Source organism: Streptomyces sp. BBFR102, from assembly GCF_051397025.1.
Taxonomy (GTDB): Bacteria; Actinomycetota; Actinomycetes; order Streptomycetales; family Streptomycetaceae; genus Streptomyces.
Window position 1 is genome coordinate 4,571,641 of the sequence record NZ_CP195757.1, and the last position, 18,649, is coordinate 4,590,289.

Annotated in this window: 15 protein-coding genes; 13 read left to right on the plus strand and 2 right to left on the minus strand. The window is 73.1% G+C overall.

The annotated features are described in order from the left end of the window. Window positions 1–44: 44 nt before the first annotated feature. The 8 genes from recG (at window position 45) to mutM (ending at window position 7,513) form a co-directional block, all read left to right on the plus strand. Entirely contained in the window at window positions 45–2,240 is a 2,196-nt protein-coding gene (recG, locus tag ACSLIC_RS20410; protein WP_436739150.1) for an ATP-dependent DNA helicase RecG, read from the plus strand. A 103-nt stretch (window positions 2,241–2,343) separates the two neighbouring features. Further along, window positions 2,344–2,931, plus strand: coding sequence for a 16S rRNA (guanine(966)-N(2))-methyltransferase RsmD (gene rsmD, locus ACSLIC_RS20415; RefSeq protein WP_436739151.1), 588 nt, complete (start codon window positions 2,344–2,346; stop codon window positions 2,929–2,931). A gap of 26 nt (window positions 2,932–2,957) precedes the next feature. Next, window positions 2,958–3,437 (plus strand): pantetheine-phosphate adenylyltransferase, encoded by a 480-nt coding sequence (gene coaD / locus ACSLIC_RS20420; RefSeq protein WP_436740429.1) that lies wholly within the window; start codon window positions 2,958–2,960, stop codon window positions 3,435–3,437. A 123-nt stretch (window positions 3,438–3,560) separates the two neighbouring features. Further along, window positions 3,561–4,703, plus strand: a complete 1,143-nt coding sequence (locus ACSLIC_RS20425) for an ATP synthase F0 subunit B (protein WP_436739152.1) — start codon at window positions 3,561–3,563, stop codon at window positions 4,701–4,703. Window positions 4,704–5,003: 300 nt separating this feature from the next. Beyond that, complete coding sequence (locus ACSLIC_RS20430; RefSeq protein WP_436739153.1) at window positions 5,004–5,573, plus strand: YceD family protein; 570 nt, start codon at window positions 5,004–5,006, stop codon at window positions 5,571–5,573. Between the two features lie 2 nt (window positions 5,574–5,575). Beyond that, window positions 5,576–5,749, plus strand: a complete 174-nt coding sequence (gene rpmF / locus ACSLIC_RS20435) for a 50S ribosomal protein L32 (RefSeq protein WP_003951102.1) — start codon at window positions 5,576–5,578, stop codon at window positions 5,747–5,749. Window positions 5,750–5,768: 19 nt separating this feature from the next. Next, on the plus strand, window positions 5,769–6,551 hold the full coding sequence (gene rnc, locus ACSLIC_RS20440) for a ribonuclease III (protein ID WP_436739154.1): 783 nt from the start codon (window positions 5,769–5,771) through the stop codon (window positions 6,549–6,551). A gap of 101 nt (window positions 6,552–6,652) precedes the next feature. Then, entirely contained in the window at window positions 6,653–7,513 is an 861-nt protein-coding gene (gene mutM / locus ACSLIC_RS20445) for a bifunctional DNA-formamidopyrimidine glycosylase/DNA-(apurinic or apyrimidinic site) lyase (RefSeq protein ID WP_436739155.1), read from the plus strand. 23 nt (window positions 7,514–7,536) lie between these two features. Here mutM and ACSLIC_RS20450 read toward each other — a convergent pair whose 3' ends face one another. After that, complete coding sequence (locus ACSLIC_RS20450; RefSeq protein WP_436739156.1) at window positions 7,537–8,496, minus strand: CAP domain-containing protein; 960 nt, start codon at window positions 8,494–8,496, stop codon at window positions 7,537–7,539. Window positions 8,497–8,638: 142 nt separating this feature from the next. On the opposite strand from ACSLIC_RS20450, the gene ACSLIC_RS20455 reads away from it, so the two are divergent. The 5 genes from ACSLIC_RS20455 to ftsY all read left to right on the plus strand — a co-directional run bounded on the left by ACSLIC_RS20455 (window position 8,639) and on the right by ftsY (window position 17,569). After that, window positions 8,639–8,920, plus strand: a complete 282-nt coding sequence (locus tag ACSLIC_RS20455; RefSeq protein WP_436739157.1) for an acylphosphatase — start codon at window positions 8,639–8,641, stop codon at window positions 8,918–8,920. 390 nt (window positions 8,921–9,310) lie between these two features. Next, complete coding sequence (locus tag ACSLIC_RS20460; protein ID WP_003951107.1) at window positions 9,311–9,520, plus strand: hypothetical protein; 210 nt, start codon at window positions 9,311–9,313, stop codon at window positions 9,518–9,520. A gap of 507 nt (window positions 9,521–10,027) precedes the next feature. Further along, window positions 10,028–13,927: an AAA family ATPase gene (locus ACSLIC_RS20465; RefSeq protein WP_436739158.1), complete on the plus strand. Its 3,900-nt coding sequence runs from the start codon at window positions 10,028–10,030 to the stop codon at window positions 13,925–13,927. Window positions 13,928–14,081: 154 nt separating this feature from the next. Continuing rightward, window positions 14,082–15,500: a sugar porter family MFS transporter gene (locus ACSLIC_RS20470; RefSeq protein ID WP_436739159.1), complete on the plus strand. Its 1,419-nt coding sequence runs from the start codon at window positions 14,082–14,084 to the stop codon at window positions 15,498–15,500. Window positions 15,501–16,354: 854 nt separating this feature from the next. Next, the gene (gene ftsY / locus ACSLIC_RS20475) at window positions 16,355–17,569 is read left to right on the plus strand and encodes a signal recognition particle-docking protein FtsY (protein ID WP_436739160.1); all 1,215 of its coding nucleotides are present in this window, start codon (window positions 16,355–16,357) and stop codon (window positions 17,567–17,569) included. A 130-nt stretch (window positions 17,570–17,699) separates the two neighbouring features. Here the strand turns inward: ftsY and ACSLIC_RS20480 are convergent, their stop codons facing one another. Next, window positions 17,700–18,365, minus strand: a complete 666-nt coding sequence (locus ACSLIC_RS20480; RefSeq protein WP_436739161.1) for a bifunctional DNA primase/polymerase — start codon at window positions 18,363–18,365, stop codon at window positions 17,700–17,702. Window positions 18,366–18,649: the final 284 nt, after the last annotated feature.

Genomic DNA, 18,649 nt, shown 5'->3' on the forward strand with positions numbered 1-18,649 from the left:
GGCCGCCCGGCCCCTGGCGCCGATTGTCAGCCCCGTGGTGTGCAATGGACCACGTGCCCGCGCTCGATGAGAACCTGAAGAAAGTAGTCGGCCCGCCCACCGCGAAGGTGATGGCCGACCACCTCGGCCTGCACACCGTCGGGGACCTCCTCCACCACTACCCGCGCCGCTACGCCGAGCGCGGCGAGCTGACCACCCTCGCCGACCTCCCGCTCGACGAGCACGTCACCGTGGTCGCCCAGGTCTCCGACGCCCGCGTGCACACCTTCAACGCCGGGCGCGGCAAGCGGCTCGAAGTCACCATCACCGACGGCAGCGGCTCGCTGCGCCTCGTCTTCTTCGGCCGGGGCGTGCACAAGCCGCACCAGGACCTCCAGCCGGGCACCCGGGCGATGTTCGCGGGCAAGGTCTCGGTCTTCAACCACCGCCTCCAGCTCGCCCACCCCGCCTACCAGCTCCTGCGCGCGGACGGCGCCGAGGACGTCTCCTCGTGGGCCGGCGCCCTCATCCCGCTCTACCCGGCCACCGCCAAACTGGAGTCCTGGAAGATCGCCAAGGCGGTCGACGCCGTCCTCCCCAGCGCCGACGAGGCCCTAGACCCGCTCCCCGGCTCCCTCCGTGAAGGCCGCGCGCTCCTCCCGCTCCCCGAGGCGCTGCGGAAGATCCACCGCCCGCAGAGTCAGGAAGACGTCGCCCAGGCCCGCGCCCGCCTCAAATGGGACGAGGCGTTCGTCCTCCAAGTCGCCCTCGCCCGCCGTCGCCACGCCGAGGGCCAGCTCACCGCCGTCCCCCGCCGCCCCGCCCCCGAGGGGCTGCTCACCGCCTTCGACGCGCGGCTGCCCTTCACCCTCACCGACGGCCAGCAGAAGGTCTCCCGCGAGATCTTCGACGACCTCGCCACCGACCACCCCATGCACCGCCTCCTCCAGGGCGAGGTCGGCTCCGGCAAGACCATGGTGGCGCTGCGCGCGATGCTCGCCGTCGTCGACTCCGGCGGCCAGGCCGCGATGCTCGCGCCCACCGAGGTCCTCGCCCAGCAGCACCACCGCTCGATCACCGAGATGATGGGCGACCTCGCCGACGGCGCGACCCTCGGCGCCCCCGAGCACGCCACCAAGGTCGTCCTGCTCACCGGCTCCATGACGGCCGCCGCGCGCCGCAAGGCCCTGCTCGACCTGGCCACCGGCGAGGCCGGCATCGTCATCGGCACCCACGCCCTCATCGAGGACACCGTCCACTTCCACGACCTCGGCCTGGTCGTCGTCGACGAGCAGCACCGCTTCGGCGTCGAGCAGCGCGACGCCCTGCGTGCCAAGGGCCACACCAAGGAGGAGGCCCGCACCCCGCACCTCCTCGTCATGACCGCCACGCCCATCCCGCGCACCGTCGCCATGACCGTCTTCGGCGACCTGGAGACCTCCGTCCTCGACCAGCTCCCCGCCGGACGCTCCCCGATCTCCACCCACGTCGTCCCCGCCCAGGACAAACCCCGCTTCCTCACCCGCGCCTGGGAACGCGTCCGCGAGGAGGTGGAGAACGGCCACCAGGCGTACGTCGTCTGCCCGCGCATCGGCGACGAGGAGGAGGGCGGCGCCAAGAAGAAGGCCGCCGACGACGGCGACCGCAGGCCGCCGCTGGCCGTCCTGGACGTGGCCGGGCAGCTCGCCGCGGGGCCACTGGCCGGACTGCGGATCGAGGTCCTGCACGGCCGCATGGCCCCCGACGACAAGGACGACGTGATGCGCCGCTTCGCCGCCGGCGAGGTCGACGTGCTGGTCGCCACCACCGTCATCGAGGTCGGCGTCAACGTCCCCAACGCCACCGCCATGGTGATCATGGACGCCGACCGCTTCGGGGTCTCCCAGCTCCACCAGCTCCGCGGCCGCGTCGGACGCGGCTCCGCCCCCGGCCTCTGCCTCCTGGTCACCGACATGCCCGAGGCGGCCCCCGCCCGTGCCCGCCTCGCCGCCGTCGCCGCCACCCTCGACGGCTTCGAACTCTCCCGCATCGACCTGGAGCAGCGCCGCGAAGGCGACGTCCTCGGCCAGGCCCAGTCCGGAGTCCGCTCCTCGCTGCGGATGCTCGCCGTCATCGAGGACGAGGAGATCATCGCCGAGGCCCGCGAGGAGGCCACCCGCACCGTCGCCGAGGACCCGGGCCTCACCGGCCTTCCCGCCCTGCGCACGGCCCTCGACGCCCTGCTCGACGAGGAGCGCGAGCAGTACCTCGACAAGGGATGACCGGCCGCGCCCGCCCGGAGCCGTGCCGTACGCCGCGAGATGGCCCCGGCCCCCTACGCCATATCGTGGACCCCGGCCGCACCCCCAGCCCCGAAGGACTCAGATGACCCGCGTGATCGCCGGCACCGCCGGCGGACGCCGCCTCGCCGTACCGCCGGGCACCGGCACCCGCCCCACCTCGGACCGGGCCCGCGAAGGGCTCTTCTCCACCTGGCAGTCGCTGCACGGCGGGCCGCTCGACGGGACCCGGGTCCTCGACCTCTACGGCGGCTCCGGCGCCGTCGGGCTCGAAGCGCTCTCCCGGGGCGCCGCGCACGCCCTGATCGTGGAGGCCGACGCCCGCGCCGTCCGCACCATCCGGGACAACGTCCGCACCCTGGGCCTCCCCGGAGCCGAGGTCCGCGCCGCCAAGGCCGCCCAGGCCGTCGCGGGACCCCCGCCCGGGGCCCCGTACGACCTGGTCTTCCTCGACCCGCCGTACGCCGTCACCGACCAGGAACTCCGGGAGATCCTCCTCACACTGCGCACCGGGGGATGGCTCGCCGATGAGGCGCTCGTCACGGTGGAACGCGCCACCAGAGGGGGAGAATTCGGGTGGCCGGACGGATTTCACCCTGAGCGGGCCCGCCGCTACGGCGAGGGCACGTTTTGGTACGGTCGCGCCGCCTCTACGTGCGAAGACGCACGATGACCGGACCCGGGAGCGAGGGACTTCAGTTGCGCCGTGCCGTCTGTCCAGGGTCGTTCGACCCCATCACCAACGGACACCTCGACATCATTGCCCGTGCCTCCAGGCTCTACGACGTCGTCCACGTGGCCGTCATGATCAACCAGTCCAAGAAGGGGCTGTTCGAGATCGACGAGCGGATCGACCTGATCCGCGAGGTCACCGCCGAGTTCGGCAACGTCCAGGTCGAGTCCTTCCACGGCCTGCTCGTCGACTTCTGCAAGCAGCGCGACATCCCCGCCATCGTCAAGGGCCTGCGCGCCGTCAGCGACTTCGACTACGAACTCCAGATGGCCCAGATGAACATCGGCCTTTCCGGTGTCGAGACGCTCTTCGTCCCCACCAACCCCACCTACAGCTTCCTCTCCTCCAGCCTCGTCAAGGAGGTCGCGGCCTGGGGCGGCGACGTCTCCCACCTGGTCCCGGAGCCCGTCCTGGCCGCTCTCGGCACTCGTCTCGGCAAGAAGTGAGCCCCGCCCGCGGGGAGCCCGGCGGGAGCTGACACCGCCTCACCCGGTGTCCGCCGGGCGCCCGCTGGCCGTACAGTCGGAGCGTCCGACTTCCCAACCAGGCACAGAGATTGGCGAGCACCGGTGGACGTCCAGAAGAAGCTCGACGAGATCGTCGACACGGTCGGCAGCGCCCGGTCCATGCCCATGTCGGCCTCCTGCGTGATCAACCGCGCCGAACTGCTCGCCCTGCTCGAAGAGGTCCGCGAGGCGCTGCCCGGCTCCCTCGCCGAGGCGCGGGAGTTGATCGGCGAGCGCGAGCGGATGGTCGAGCAGGCCCGCCAGGAGGCGGAGCGGATCATCCAGTCCGCCCACGCCGAACGCGGCAGCCTGGTCTCCGGCACCGCCGTCGCCCAGCGCTCCCAGGACGAGGCGGACCGCATCCTCACCGAGGCCCGCCAGGAGGCCGAGGAGATCCGCGCGCAGGCCGACGACTACGTCGACTCCAAACTCGCCAACTTCGAAGTGGTCCTCACCAAGACCATCGGCTCGGTGGGCCGTGGCCGCGAGAAGCTCCTCGGTGCCGACCTCGGGGCGGACGACGGCTACGACGACCCCGACGCCCCCGAGCGCAGCCACGACCCCGAGACGCTGCGCCGCCGCGCCGACGACTACGTCAGCGCCAAGCTCGGCGCCTTCGAGGCCGTCCTCGGCAAGACGCTGGACGCCGTCGGCCGCGGCCGCCAGAAGCTCCACGGCCGCGTCGCCACCGACGACCTCGCCGCTCTCGGCGAACTCGGCGACGACGCCGCCCAGGCCGCCACCAGCGACGCCGACTACCTCGCGGGTCTCGCCGTCCCCGCCACCCCGCAGCCACCGGCCCCGGCGCCCGCGGCACCCCCCGTCCCCGCCGCCCCGCCTCAGGAGCCGTCGTACGCCGACCAGGCCCGGCCCGCCGCGGAGGACCCGTACGGCTACGGCGCCCCCGCCCAGCAGGACGCCTACGCCTACCAGCAGCAGGACGCCTACCCCCCGCAGCAGCCCGCACCGTACGGCTACCAGGACCAGCAGCAGCCCGGCGCGTACGACTACGGCCGACAGGGCGGACAGCCGCAACAGGGGTACGCGCAGCAGGACTACCCGGCCCAGGTCGGCTACGGCGCGGGCGGGTACGCCGTACCGCCGGTGCCGCAGGAGCGCCCCGCCGCGGCGCTCGACGAGACCAGCCTCTTCGACACGAGCATGATCAGCGCGGAGGAGCTGCGCCGCTACGAGCAGGGGCGCTGAGAGAGCGGCGCAGGCGGGGTGCGGCGGCCCGATTGGGACACAGCGGCCCGGTCCAGTATCCTGGCTCCTCGGTCGTGCCTGTCCACGGCCCCGGCGGAGCACCCGCGGGGGACCCGGCGGACTCCCCGGTGACGACGGACCGGGCCGGAGGGCCCGCGGACCGTCCCCCGGAGGCATCCGGCAGGGCCGCATCCCCCTTGATCTTGTGAACCGGAAGAAGGTAAAGCTCTGAACACGCGCCTCGACCACCGCAACCCCCTCGTGTTCGACACGCATGAGCTGGGGCGGCGTCCGGGTGCCATGCAGCAGCTGAACCGCACGGCGCAGGCCCCGGGCTCCCCCGAGTTCGGAATCGAAGACGTCATCGGCGTGCCTGAGGGCTCGCCGGTGGAGATCGAGCTCCGCCTCGAGTCGGTCATGGAAGGGGTCCTCGTCACGGGGACCGCCCGTGCCGCCGCGAAGGGGGAGTGCGTAAGGTGTCTGGAGCCGCTCGGGCTGGAGCTCGAAGCGGACTTCCAGGAGATGTTCTCGTACCCTGACGCCGCCGACCGGGGCCGCACCGCGGAACCGGGCGACGACGCCGAGGACGACGAGGACATCATCCCGCTCGAGGACGGCATGTTCGACCTCGAACCGGTGCTGCGTGACGCGGTAGTGCTCGCACTGCCCATGCAGCCGGTGTGCCAGGACGACTGTCCGGGCCTGTGCTCCCAGTGCGGGGCGCGGCTCGCGGACGATCCGGACCACCACCATGACGCCACCGACATTCGGTGGGCGGCATTGCAAGGACTCGCCGGGACCAACCAGGCAGGCGAGAAGGACGATCTGAGCGGCGCCGACCCCGGTGTCGACGAGAAGCAGGAGAAGTAGCCGTGGCTGTTCCGAAGCGGAAGATGTCGCGCAGCAACACGCGCCACCGCCGGTCGCAGTGGAAGGCTGCGGTCCCCACCCTGGTTGCGTGCGAGCGCTGCCACGAGCCGAAGCAGCAGCACATCGCGTGCCCGAGCTGCGGCACCTACAACAAGCGCCAGGTCCTCGAGGTCTGAGCGGCTGGTGAGAGGCCCGATGTCTGAACTGTCCAACGCCAAGAAGGCGGACACCACGGCCTCGTCCCACACGCTTCTGGAAGGGCGGCTCGGGTACCACCTCGAGTCCGCCCTTCTGGTGCGTGCGCTGACTCACCGGTCGTACGCGTACGAGAACGGCGGCCTGCCCACCAACGAGCGACTGGAGTTCCTCGGGGACTCCGTGCTCGGCCTGGTGGTCACCGACACGCTCTACCGAACCCACCCCGACCTGCCGGAGGGCCAGCTGGCCAAACTCCGGGCGGCGGTGGTCAACTCGCGTGCGCTGGCCGAGGTCAGCCGCGGCCTCGAACTCGGTTCCTTCATCCGCCTCGGCAGAGGCGAAGAGGGCACCGGAGGCCGGGACAAGGCTTCCATCCTCGCCGACACCCTGGAAGCGGTGATCGGCGCGGTCTATCTCGATCAGGGCCTCGAAGCGGCGGGTGAGCTGGTCCACCGGCTCTTCGACCCGCTCATCGAGAAGTCCTCCAGTCTGGGCGCGGGCCTCGACTGGAAGACGAGCCTCCAGGAGCTGACCGCGACCGAGGGGCTCGGCGTGCCCGAGTACCTGGTCTCGGAGACCGGCCCCGACCACGAGAAGACCTTCACTGCTGCCGCCCGCGTCGGAGGCGTCTCGTACGGCACCGGCACCGGCCGCAGCAAGAAAGAGGCGGAGCAGCAGGCCGCCGAGTCCGCCTGGCGCGCCATCCGCGCCGCGGCGGACGAGCGAGCCAAGGAGGAGGCACAAGCTCCGGCTCCGTCCTCCGACGAGGCTTCGGCCTGACCCGCCCGCACCCGCCGGCCGTCCCGCAACCGGGGCGGCCGGCGTACTGCTGTCCCGGTGCGCCCCGCCCGGCGCGCACCTACGTGAGGGGAAGAGCGCACGTGCCCGAGCTGCCCGAGGTCGAAGTCGTCCGGCGCGGACTGGAACGCTGGATCACCGGGCGCTCCGTCGCCTCCGCCGACGTCCTGCATCCCCGCGCGGTCCGCCGCCACCTGGCCGGCGGCGAGGACTTCGCCCGCCGCCTCACCGGCCTGCGCTTCGCCGCCCCGCTGCGGCGCGGCAAGTACCTCTGGCTCCCCGTGGACGACGCGCCCTTCGCCGTCCTCGCCCACCTCGGGATGAGCGGCCAGCTCCTGGTCCAGCCGGGCGAGGCGCCCGACGAGAAGCACCTGCGAGTGCGGCTGCGCTTCGCCGACGAGCTCGGCACCGAACTCCGCTTCGTCGACCAGCGGACCTTCGGCGGACTCTCCCTCCACGACACCGGCCCCGACGGGCTGCCCGACGCCATCGCCCACATCGCGCGCGACCCCCTCGACCCGCTCTTCGACGAGGACGCCTTCCACCAGGCACTGCGCCGCCGCCGCACCACCGTCAAGCGCGCCCTGCTCGACCAGTCCCTGATCAGCGGCGTCGGCAACATCTACGCCGACGAGGCCCTCTGGCGCAGCCGCCTCCACTACGACCGGCCCACCGCCTCCCTCACCCGCCCCCGCTCGGCGGAACTGCTCACCCACATCCGCGCGGTCATGACCGCCGCCCTCGACGTCGGCGGCACCAGCTTCGACAGCCTCTACGTCAACGTGAACGGCGAATCCGGCTACTTCGACCGCTCCCTGGACGCCTACGGCCGCGAGGGCGAGCCCTGCGGCCGCTGCGGAACCCCGATCCGCCGTCGGCCCTGGATGAACCGCTCCAGCTATTTCTGCCCGCGCTGCCAGCGCCCGCCGCGGGCGGCGGGCTGACGTGCGACGGCGGCCGAGCGCCGTCAGAAGCCGAAGTTCTGCGTCCACCACGGGCCGCCCTCGGCGAAGTGCACGCCGACGCCCAGAGTCTTGTAGTCGCAGTTGAGTATGTTCGCGCGGTGGCCGGGGCTGTTCATCCAGGAATCCATGACGGACTGGGCGTTGGCCTGGCCGCGGGCGATGTTCTCGCCGCCGAGGCCGGCCACCCCCGCCTGTTCCGCGCGGTCCCAGGGGGAGTCCCCGTCGGGGTCGGTGTGGTCGAAGAAGCCGCGCGCCGCCATGTCCTTGCTGAACGCGGTCGCCAGCGCCTGCAACTCGGTGTCGGCGGTGAGCGGGGAGCACCCCGCCTTGGCCCGCTCCTGGTTGACCAGGGACAGCACGGCGGCGGCCGCGGAGGTGTCGGCGGGGGTGGAGGGCGCGGCGGTGGGCTGCGAGGGGGCGGGCGCCCGCGTCGTACGCGAGGGGGTCGGCGCCGGGGCGCTCTCCGGCGTGCGCGAGGCTTCCGGCGCCTTGGACGGCTTGCCCTCGGCGGCGTCCGGCTCGGCGGACTTCCCCTCCGCCTTGTCCTTCTTCCCGTCGGTCGCGGACGACGGCTCCGCGCTCGGCCCGGCCGAGCGGTCCGCGCCGCGGCTCGATCCCCCGTCGGAGCGGCCGTTGGTCTCCAGGTCGCTGGGTCCGTCCGCCGCCTCGACACGGCCCGAGGGCCCTTCACCGGTCACGGCGTAGTGGTCGCCGCCGCCCGGCAGCAGGCCGGTCGCGACGGCCACGGCGCCCATGGCGACGGCCGCCGACACACCGAGCAGCCCGGTGCGCACCGGCACCGCGCCGCGCTTGGGGCGGCGGTGCGAGCGGCCTTCCTGGAGCGGAGCCGCTTCCTGTCGTACGTACCCGGGGGCGTGTGGCCGGGCGGCCTGCTCCGGCCGTTCCGCACGCGCGGCGTTGCCGTTGGTAGCGCCGTGGGCTGCTCGGCTGTGGCGTCCCATGTACTGAGCCTTCCTTGGCCGGACGGTGAAGCGTTCCCCGCGCGATCTCACCCGATCGGGTGAGATCGCCGCGTCGGGACTGTAGCCCAAGACGAGTGAGGGCGAGATGCTCCTGAGCCATATGGCCGGTTAGCGTGCAGCCATGAACGAAGAAGCGCGGCTGGTGGTCTGGGTCCGGGGACAGGTGCAAGGGGTGGGTTTCCGCTGGTTCACGCGGGCCAAGGCGCTGGAGATCGGGGGACTGAGTGGCTTTGCTCTCAATCTCGACGACGGGCGCGTCCAGGTCGTCGCCGAGGGCCCCCGCGCCGGCTGCCGTACGCTCCTCGACTGGCTCGCCGAGGGCGACACACCCGGCCGCGTCGACGGAGTCACTGAGATCTGGGACACGCCACGCGGTGGTTACGACACCTTCGCGATCCGCTGACGGAGGTACGCACGCGGCCCCCTTCGGGGCGCTCCGCCGCGGGCGTCGGCGGCGGCGTGTCCGGGCCCCGGGGCGGCTATGACCTGGTGGTTGCCAAGAACGTGCGGCCGTGCGAGGCTGCCCTGACGAGGTTGATCACCACGCCCGCCGGGCTCCGCAGAATCGGCCGCGCCGCCGCATGGCCGCGCCTGGGCCGCCGGAGCTCTGCCGATACTGGCTGTGATCGTGTTGACCGTCAAACTTTTTGGTGAGACTCTGGAATACCCGCGCACCACAGCTGTTTGGCATGTGAGAGCCAACAAAAATCCAGCATTGCCAGGCATCGCGGGTGCGATTCCCTCACGACCCACACCGATTCGTTCGGTTACTCAGTGTGGAGGACCATCCATCATGGCAAAGGCGCTTCTCGGTTACGTCGGTGGTTCCGACCCGCGGCTCCTCGCCGAGATGCGACGGCTCCAGCAGCGCGTCCAGGACCTCGAATCCGAGATCGTTCGGATTCAGGCCGAGAACGACGCGCTCGCGGCTGCCGCTTCTCACCACAGCGACGCGCTTCTCGACAGCCTCGACGTATCCAAGGCGGAGCCTGCGCTCACCTGACTGACGCCCCCGCACGGCTGTGCGGGAACGGCCGAGTCCGCAGCCAGGTAGCAGCCGGACGTATCCAGGTACGCAGTCGCCCATCCGTCAGCGAGCACGATCTTCCCTTCCGGAATCCTGTCGGAAATTCCAGGAGACCGACCCCGTCGCGAGGGCTGATCCCTGTCGATCACCGCCACGCGATCAGCCTCCGCCGCCTGTGCGCTTCCGCGCGGGTCCGGTTTCGGTTCAGTCCGGGAAAGATCGAAATTCAGGAACGGCACCGGTCGTCACTTCCGCCGCCGTCCGTCCGCCGAAAGGCGCACGGAGCGCCGGTGGCTGGTCGACCGCAGTGCAAGGGACGCTTCGGCGTCCCTTTTTCCTTTCCCCCTCAAGATCGCCGTGTGCCGACACGTCATTACCGACTGATCTGCCCTGCGCTCCGCACCGTGAAACCGCCGGACCACAACCGGCAGACGCCCCTCCGCGCCAGCCCGGCCACGCCGGCGGGCGGTAAAGTCCCACGGCGTGCACCTCAAGGCCATGACCCTGCGCGGATTCAAGTCCTTCGCCTCCGCCACGACCCTGCGTTTCGAACCCGGGATCACCTGTGTCGTAGGCCCGAACGGCTCCGGTAAATCCAATGTCGTCGACGCGCTCTCCTGGGTCATGGGCGAACAAGGCGCCAAATCCCTGCGCGGCGGCAAGATGGAAGACGTCATCTTCGCCGGGACCACCGGGCGGCCTCCGCTGGGCCGGGCCGAGGTCTCCCTCACCATCGACAACTCCGACGGCGCTCTGCCGATCGAATACGCCGAGGTCACCATCACGCGGATCATGTTCCGCAACGGCGGCAGCGAATACCAGATCAACGGCGACACCTGCCGGCTCCTCGACATCCAGGAACTCCTCTCGGATTCCGGAATCGGCCGGGAGATGCACGTCATCGTCGGCCAGGGACAGCTCGACTCCGTGCTGCACGCGGACCCCATGGGTCGGCGCGCCTTCATCGAGGAGGCCGCCGGTGTCCTCAAACACCGCAAGCGCAAGGAGAAGGCGCTGCGGAAACTCGACGCGATGCGGGCAAACCTCGCCCGCGTCCAGGACCTGACCGAGGAACTGCGCCGCCAGCTCAAACCGCTCGGACGCCAGGCCGCCGTCGCCCGGCGCGCCGCTGTCATCCAGGCCGACCTGCGCGACGCCCGGCTCCGCCTCCTCGCCGACGACCTCGTCACCCTCACCCGGGCACTCAGCGCCGAGATCGCCGACGAGGCCGAACTCAAGCGGCGCCGGGACGGAGCCGAGGCCGAACTCAAGGCCGCCCAGCGGCGCGAGGCCGCCCTCGAAGGCGAGGTACGTCGCCTCGCACCGCGCCTCCAACGCACCCAGGAGACCTGGTACGCCCTCTCCCAGCTCGCCGAACGCGTGCGCGGCACCATCGGCCTCGCCGACGCCCGGGTCCGCAGCGCGAGCGCCGAACCCGTCGAGGAACGGCGCGGCCGCGACCCCGAGGAACTGGAGCGCGAGGCCGCCCGCGTCCGCGAACAGGAGGCCGAACTCGCCGCCTCCCTCGAAGCGGCACAGCACGCGCTGGAGGACACCGTCGAGCACCGCGCCGAACTGGAGCGCGCCCTCGCCGCCGAGGAACGCCGCCTGAAGGACGTCGCCCGCGCCCTGGCCGACCGGCGCGAGGGACTCGCCCGACTGCACGGACAGGTCAACGCCGCCCGCAGCCGCGCCGCCTCCGCCCAGGAGGAGACCGACCGGCTCGCAGCCGCCCGCGACGAGGCGGCGGGCCGCGCCGTCGCCGCCCAGGAGGAGTACGAGCAGCTCCGCACCGAGGTCGACGGTCTCGACGCCGCCGACACCGGGCTCGGCACCCGGCATGACGCGGCCCGCGCCGCGCTCGCCGACGCCGAGGCCGCGCTGACCGCAGCCCGCGACGAGACCACCGCAGCCGAGCGCCGCCGCGCCGCGCTCGCCGCCCGCCACGAGGCCCTCGCCCAGGGACTGCGGCGCAAGGACGGCACCGGCGAACTGCTCGCTGCCCGCGAACTGCTCGACGGAGTGGCGGGGCCCCTCGCAGCCCTCCTGGACGTCGCACCCGGCTACGAGGTGCCCGTGGCCGCCGCGCTGGGTTCCGCCGCTGACGCCCTGACCGCCGCCGGGCCGCACGCCGCGGCCGAGGCGCTGCGGCTGCTCCGCGCCCGCGACGCGGGGCGGGCGGCGCTGGTGCTGGGGCGGGCAGGGCGGAACGGGGCAGGTGCGGACGGGGGCGCGGGGGAGGGCCCGTCGGTGCCCGGGCCGGCCCGGGCGGGGGACTACGGGGCGGCTGAGCCGGGACGTGGCGGGGCCACGGGGCGCGGCGGCGCGGCACTCCACGGGGCGCACCCGCCGGCGCCGCGGGACGGGACGGAGCGCCACGGGGCGCTCTGCGGCGGGGTCGAGGAGGACGAGCCCCGGAGCGCGGGGGAGCTTGCCCCGTACGACGCGGTGTCAGATGGCCCCGGTGCGGTGCAGGAACGCGTCGCGCTCGGCGCCGCACGCCATACCGACGCCACCCCGGCGCCCGGCGCCGAGCCCGTCCCGGGCGCGGGGGAGGGGGCCGCGCAGGCCGCCCCGCACCCGCCCCGCCTGGTGGAGCTCGTCCGGGCCCCTGCCGACCTGGCTCCCGCGCTGCGGGTGCTGCTCGACGGCATGGTGGTCGTCGACGGACTGGCGGAGGCGGAGGCGGTCGTCGGCGCGGGTGGCGGGACGGTCGTCGCGGTCACCCGGGACGGCGACGTCCTCGGGCCGCACTTCGCCCACGGCGGTTCGGCCGGTGCGCCCAGCCTGCTGGAGGTCCAGGCGCAGGTGGACGAGGCCGCCGCCGGACTCGCCGCCCTCGACGGGCGGTGCGAGGAACTCGCCGCCGTCCAGCAGGGCGCCGCCCGGCTCCGCGCCGAACAGGCCGCCCGCGCCGAGGACCTGGCCGAACGGCGCCGCCGCGCCGACCACGAGAAGTCCGCCGTCGCCCAGCAGCTCGGTCGCCTCGCCGGGCAGGCCCGCGCCGCGGCGGGGGAGGCCGAACGGTCCACGGCCGCCGCCGCCCGGGCCCAGGAAGCCCTCGACCGGGCCGCCGCCGATGCCGCGGAACTGGCCGAGCGGTTCGCCGTGGCCGAGGAGGCGCCCGCCGAGGAGGAGCCCGACACCGCCGTACGCGACCGGCTTTCCGCCGACGGGGCCAACGCCCGCCAGACCGAGATGGAGGCCCGGCTCCAACTGCGTACCCACGAGGAGCGGGTCAAGGCGCTCGCCGGACGTGCCGACGGGCTCGACCGCTCCGCGCGCGCCGAGCGTGAGACCCGGGCGCGCGCCGAGCGGCGCCGCGCCCGGCTGCGCCACGAGGCGCGCGTCGCGGCGGCCGTCGCGACGGGGGCGCGCCAGTTGCTGGCCCACATCGAGATCTCCGTGGAGCGGGCCGCCGCCGAGCGCGCGGAGGCGGATCGCGCCAAAGCGGCGCGGGAGACCGAGCTGGACGCCGAGCGGGGGCGTGGCCGCGACCTGAAGGCCGAACTCGACAAACTCACCGACTCCGTCCACCGGGGCGAGGTCCTCGGCGCCGAGAAGCGCCTGCGCATCGAGCAACTGGAGACCCGCGCCCTGGAGGAGCTGGGCGTCGAGCCGACCGCGCTGACCGCCGAGTACGGGCCCGAGCAGCCCGTACCGCCGTCGCCGCCCGCCGAGGGCGAGGAGCTGCCCGAGGACCCGGAGCACGCGCGCAACCGGCCCCGCCCCTTCCACCGGGACGAGCAGGAGAAGCGGCTGCGGGCCGCCGAACGGGCGTACCAGCAGCTCGGGAAGGTGAACCCGCTGGCGCTGGAGGAGTTCGCCGCGCTGGAGGAGCGCCACCAGTTCCTCTCCGAGCAGCTCGACGACCTCCGCCGTACCCGCGCCGACCTCCTTCAGGTCGTCAAGGAGGTGGACGACCGGGTCGAACAGGTCTTCACCGAGGCGTACCACGACACCGCCCGCGAGTTCGAGGGCGTCTTCTCGCGGCTCTTTCCGGGCGGCGAGGGGCGCCTGGTCCTCACCGACCCGGACCACATGCTGACCACCGGCGTCGACGTCGAGGCCCGCCCGCCCGGCAAGAAGGTCAAGCGGCTCTCGCTGCTCTCCGGCGGCGAACGCTCCCTGACCGCCGTCGCCCTGCTCGTCTCCATCTTCAAGGCCCGGCCCAGCCCGTTCTACGTGATGGACGAGGTGGAGGCCGCGCTCGACGACACCAACCTCCAGCGCCTCATCCGCATCATGCAGGAGCTCCAGGAGTCCTCCCAGCTGATCGTCATCACCCATCAGAAACGCACCATGGAGGTGGCCGACGCGCTCTACGGCGTCTCCATGCAGGGCGACGGGGTCTCCAAGGTGATCGGCCAGCGGCTGCGCTGAAGTCCGCGAGGGACCGGCGCGGACTCGAACGGGTGAGGCGACGGCTTCCGGGAAGGCGGTGCCGGGCCGGGTGTGCGCCACTGGAACAGACCGCCGTCCGCCCCAACGTCCGGTTCCCCTAGGCCCGGCAGGACGACGGGGCCGAGGAGGACCTGTGACGAAAGACGCCACGCCGCCCCGCTCAGGAGCGAGGGAGGCGCACCCCGAGCACCTCGGGCACGTCATCTTCATCGCGGCGTCCGCGGCGATGGGCGGCTTCCTGTTCGGCTACGACAGCTCGGTCATCAACGGCGCCGTCGAAGCGATCAGGCACCGGTACGAGGTCGGATCGGCGACGCTCGCCCAGGTCATCGCCATCGCCCTCATCGGCTGTGCCATCGGCGCCGCCACGGCGGGACGCATCGCCGACCGCATCGGCCGCATCAACTGCATGCGGATCGCGGCCGTCCTCTTCACCGCCAGCGCCATCGGCTCCGCCCTGCCCTTCGCCCTGTGGGACCTGGCGATGTGGCGCTGCGTCGGAGGCTTCGCCATCGGCATGGCCTCCGTCATCGGCCCCGCCTACATCGCCGAGGTCGCCCCGCCCGCCTACCGCGGCCGGCTCGGCTCCTTCCAGCAGGCCGCCATCGTCATCGGCATCGCCGTCTCCCAGCTCGTCAACTACGGCATCCTCACCGCCGCCGACGGCGACCAGCGCGGCAAGCTCATGGGCCTGGAAGCCTGGCAGCTGATGCTCGGTGTCATGGTCATCCCCGCGGCTCTCTACGGGCTGCTCTCCTTCGTGATCCCCGAGTCGCCCCGCTACCTGATCTCGGTGGGCCGCAAGGACAAAGCGCGCAAGGTGCTGTCCGAGGTCGAGGGCACCGGCATCGACCTGGACGCCCGGGTCGCGGAGATCGACGAGAAGATGCGGCGCGAGCACAAGCCGTCGTTCAAGGACCTGCTGGGCGGACGGTTCTGGTTCCTGCCGATCGTCTGGGTGGGCATCGGCCTGTCCATGTTCCAGCAGCTCGTCGGCATCAACGTGGCGTTCTACTACTCCTCGACCCTGTGGCAGTCCGTCGGTATCGACCCGGAGGGCTCGTTCTTCTACTCCTTCACGACGTCGATCATCAACATCATCGGCACGGTCATCGCGATGATCTTCGTCGACCGGGTCGGCCGCCGCCCGCTGGCCCTCATCGGTTCCTGCGGCATGGCCGCCGCCCTGGCCGTGGAGGCGTGGGCGTTCTCCGCGCCGCTGGTCGACGGAAAGCTCCCCAGCACCGAGGGCACCACCGCGCTGATCGCCGCCCACGTCTTCGTGCTCTTCTTCGCACTGTCGTGGGGCGTCGTCGTCTGGGTCTTCCTGGGCGAGATGTTCCCGAACCGCATCCGCGCCGCCGCACTCGGCGTGGCCGCCTCCGCCCAGTGGATCGCCAACTGGGCCATCACCGCCAGCTTCCCGAGCCTCGCCGACTGGAACCTCTCGGCGACCTACGTGATCTACGCCTGCTTCGCGGTGCTGTCGATCCCGTTCGTCCTGAAGTTCGTCAAGGAGACGAAGGGCAAGGCCCTGGAGGAGATGGGCTGACGTCCGGCCCTGGGCCGGCGGGAGGCGGGGGGCGGGGCGCGGGGGTGAAGGAGGGAGGCGCGCGGGGCGTCGTCGCTTGTGGGCGGGGACGCCCTGTTCCGTTGCGTGGGGTTGGCTGGGATGTGGGCCCGGGTGGCGGCAGCGTCAACCAGGTTGGGGCTGGGGTCGCTCGATGGGGAGTGCGCGAGGCGGCGGGGCAAGGAGTCCAGGGTGGGGCGGGGAACGCTCTGCGGGGCGGAGCAGCGTACGGGGCGTGGGACGCGTTTGTGCAGGTCGCGCGCGACGTACGGGGCGGGCACGGTGCGGGGCGGCGGCGCGGCGTGCGGGGCAGGCAGCGCCACGCTCCGGAGGCGCGCCGCCCGTGGAGGGCCGTGGTCAACGTGTTGAGAGCTTGTTCACCCGATGCGGAGCGTGGGGAGAGCGGACGTCGCTGGACGGCGCGACGCTGGGGGAGGCGCCCCGCAGCTGTGCGTGACTGAGGCGACGTCGGCCCCGTTCACGCAGGTCGCGCGCGACGTACGGGGCGGGCACGGTGCGCCTCGGAGGGCGCGGCGTACAGGCTCACGCGGCCTGCAGGGCGCACGGCGGAGACCGGCACCGGCGGTGAGGGGCGCGCGGCGAGGACCGGTGGCGCACCCGGCGCGGTGCGGCGCCGGTGCGGCAGGGCCAGGCGCCCCGCCCCGCCCGTCCGGCACGGCCCCGTACCGCGGCGCACGTCGCGCGCGACCTGCGCAAACGCGATCCCCGCCCCGGCGCGCCCCCGCCTCGCACCCGGAGCCGCCCCGCCGTGTCCCCCACCCCGGCCATCGCCGCTCCCTCCCCCCGCCACCCCCATGGCTGATACTGGACGGGTTATGGAAATCGTCATCCTTGCTGTAGTCATCGCCGTGGTTCTGGTCGGTGCGGTCAGCGGGCTCGTGATCGGCGGCCGCAGGAAGAAGCAGCTGCCGCCGGCCGAGCGCCCGAGCGCCACCCCGACCATCACCACCCCCCCGGCCGAGCCGCGTGTCGGCGACGAGGCCGAGACGCCGCGCGACGAGTCGCGCCGCACCATCGAGGAGGTGGATCTTCCGACCGCCGAGGCCCCCGAGGCCCCGCCGGCCGAAGCCGAGCCCGCACCGGCCGCCCCCGAGGTGGAGGTGCCCGAGCCCACCGAGGGGCGCCTGGTCCGGCTGCGGGCCCGCCTGGCCCGTTCGCAGAACGCGCTGGGCAAGGGACTGCTCACTCTGCTCTCCCGTGAGCACCTCGACGAGGACACCTGGGAGGAGATCGAGGACACCCTCCTCACCGCCGACGTGGGCGTCGCCCCCACCCAGGAACTGGTCGAGCGGCTCCGTGAGCGCGTCCGGGTCCTCGGCACCCGTACCCCGCAGGAGCTGCGCACCCTGCTCCGCGAGGAGCTCCTGAAGCTCATCGCCACCGACGCTCCGCGCGCCGTGAAGACGGAGAACGGCCTGGAGACGCCCGCCGTCGTCATGGTCGTCGGCGTCAACGGCACCGGTAAGACCACCACCACAGGCAAGCTGGCCCGGGTCCTGGTCGCCGACGGCAAGTCGGTCGTCCTGGGCGCCGCGGACACCTTCCGCGCCGCCGCCGCCGACCAGCTCCAGACCTGGGGCGAGCGGGTCGGGGCGCGCACCGTGCGCGGCCCCGAGGGCGGCGACCCCGCCTCCATCGCGTTCGACGCGGTCAAGGAGGGCATCGCCGAGCAGGCCGACGTCGTCCTCATCGACACGGCCGGCCGGCTGCACACCAAGGCCGGGCTCATGGACGAGCTCGGCAAGGTCAAGCGCGTCGTCGAGAAGCAGGCCCCGCTCGACGAGGTGCTCCTGGTCCTCGACGCCACCACCGGCCAGAACGGCCTGGTGCAGGCCCGGGTCTTCGCCGAGGTCGTGGACATCACCGGCATCGTGCTCACCAAGCTCGACGGCACCGCCAAGGGCGGCATCGTCGTCGCGGTCCAGCGCGAGCTGGGCGTCCCGGTCAAGCTGATCGGTCTCGGCGAGGGGCCCGACGACCTCGCCCCGTTCGACCCGGAGGCGTTCGTCGACGCCCTGATCGGCGACTGACCGCCCCGCACGGCCCGCCCGGCCGCCCCGTGACCACGGCGGCGGCACCGACCGGGCGCGCCCGCGCAGTGAGGAGCCCCGTACCGGCATCGCGCCCGGTACGGGGCTCCTCACTGCGCGGGTACGTCCGCTACGCGTAGGCCGGGGTCCGGGTCCGGTGCGTCACGTACGCCAGGGTGCCCAGCAGCAGCCGGGCCTCGGGGGGCTGTCCCACGGAGGCCGCGCCGGGGGAGCGGAGCCAGCGCACCGGGCCGAGGCCGGACCGGTCGGAGGGCGGCGCGGTGATGTACGTACCGGGGCCCAGGGAGCGCAGGTCGAGGTCGGCGTCGTCCCAGCCCATCCGGTACAGCAGCCCCGGCAGGGCGCGGGCGGAGCCGGGGGCGACGAAGAACTGGGCGCGTCCCTCCGGGGTGACCGCGACGGGGCCGAGCGGCAGTCCCATGCGCTCCAGGCGGACCAGGGCGCGCCGGCCCGCGCGTTCCGCAACGTCGAGGATGTCGAAGGCGATGCCGACCGGGAGCATCATCGCCGCCCCGCCGTACGGGGCCCAGAGCCGTGCCGCGTGCTCCGCCCCGGTGCCCGCCGCGACGCGCCCGCCCTGGTCGAGGGGGTGCGCACCGGGCGCCTCGCACCGTCGCGTACCGCATGAGCAGCCGTCCGCCGTGGCGCGGGCGCCAGGTACCACCTCCCAGCCCCAGCGGCCGCTCAGTTCTGCCAGCGCCAGGCGGTCCGCGGTGCGTCCGCGTCGCCGGATGCCGGACCGGAAGTCCCGGATACCGCCGATCGTGAAACCCATGCCCCCTCCAACGGGTCCGCGCCATGCCGGTTACGTGGCGGAGTCGCACGGTCACCTGGAGCACCCCCGATCGGGGGTGGTGCGCGGGGTGGACGTTCCATGGCGCCGGGGGGTGTGCGCGGCGTGTCGCGCGCCCCCTGATGCGTCTCCACTCCTGTTTCATCCGCTGGAGTCCAGTCAAGCGCGCGTGACGGGGCGGGAGTTCGGAAAGAGGGGTGGCGAATGGTGGCGCTTCCCCGAGTCCGGCCCCTGCGGTGGTGAGCGGGGCGTTACTTTCGGTACGT

What these genes read in the sequence shown, in the direction of transcription:
- recG (WP_436739150.1), top strand. Translation starts at nt 45, where the DNA reads ATGGACCACGTGCCCGCGCTCGATGAGAACCTGAAGAAAGTAGTCGGC.
- rsmD (WP_436739151.1), top strand. Translation starts at nt 2,344, where the DNA reads ATGACCCGCGTGATCGCCGGCACCGCCGGCGGACGCCGCCTCGCCGTA.
- ACSLIC_RS20430 (WP_436739153.1), top strand. Translation starts at nt 5,004, where the DNA reads ATGCAGCAGCTGAACCGCACGGCGCAGGCCCCGGGCTCCCCCGAGTTC.
- rnc (WP_436739154.1), top strand. Translation starts at nt 5,769, where the DNA reads ATGTCTGAACTGTCCAACGCCAAGAAGGCGGACACCACGGCCTCGTCC.
- ACSLIC_RS20450 (WP_436739156.1), bottom strand. Translation starts at nt 8,496, where the DNA reads ATGGGACGCCACAGCCGAGCAGCCCACGGCGCTACCAACGGCAACGCC.
- ACSLIC_RS20455 (WP_436739157.1), top strand. Translation starts at nt 8,639, where the DNA reads ATGAACGAAGAAGCGCGGCTGGTGGTCTGGGTCCGGGGACAGGTGCAA.
- ACSLIC_RS20460 (WP_003951107.1), top strand. Translation starts at nt 9,311, where the DNA reads ATGGCAAAGGCGCTTCTCGGTTACGTCGGTGGTTCCGACCCGCGGCTC.
- ftsY (WP_436739160.1), top strand. Translation starts at nt 16,355, where the DNA reads ATGGAAATCGTCATCCTTGCTGTAGTCATCGCCGTGGTTCTGGTCGGT.
- ACSLIC_RS20480 (WP_436739161.1), bottom strand. Translation starts at nt 18,365, where the DNA reads ATGGGTTTCACGATCGGCGGTATCCGGGACTTCCGGTCCGGCATCCGG.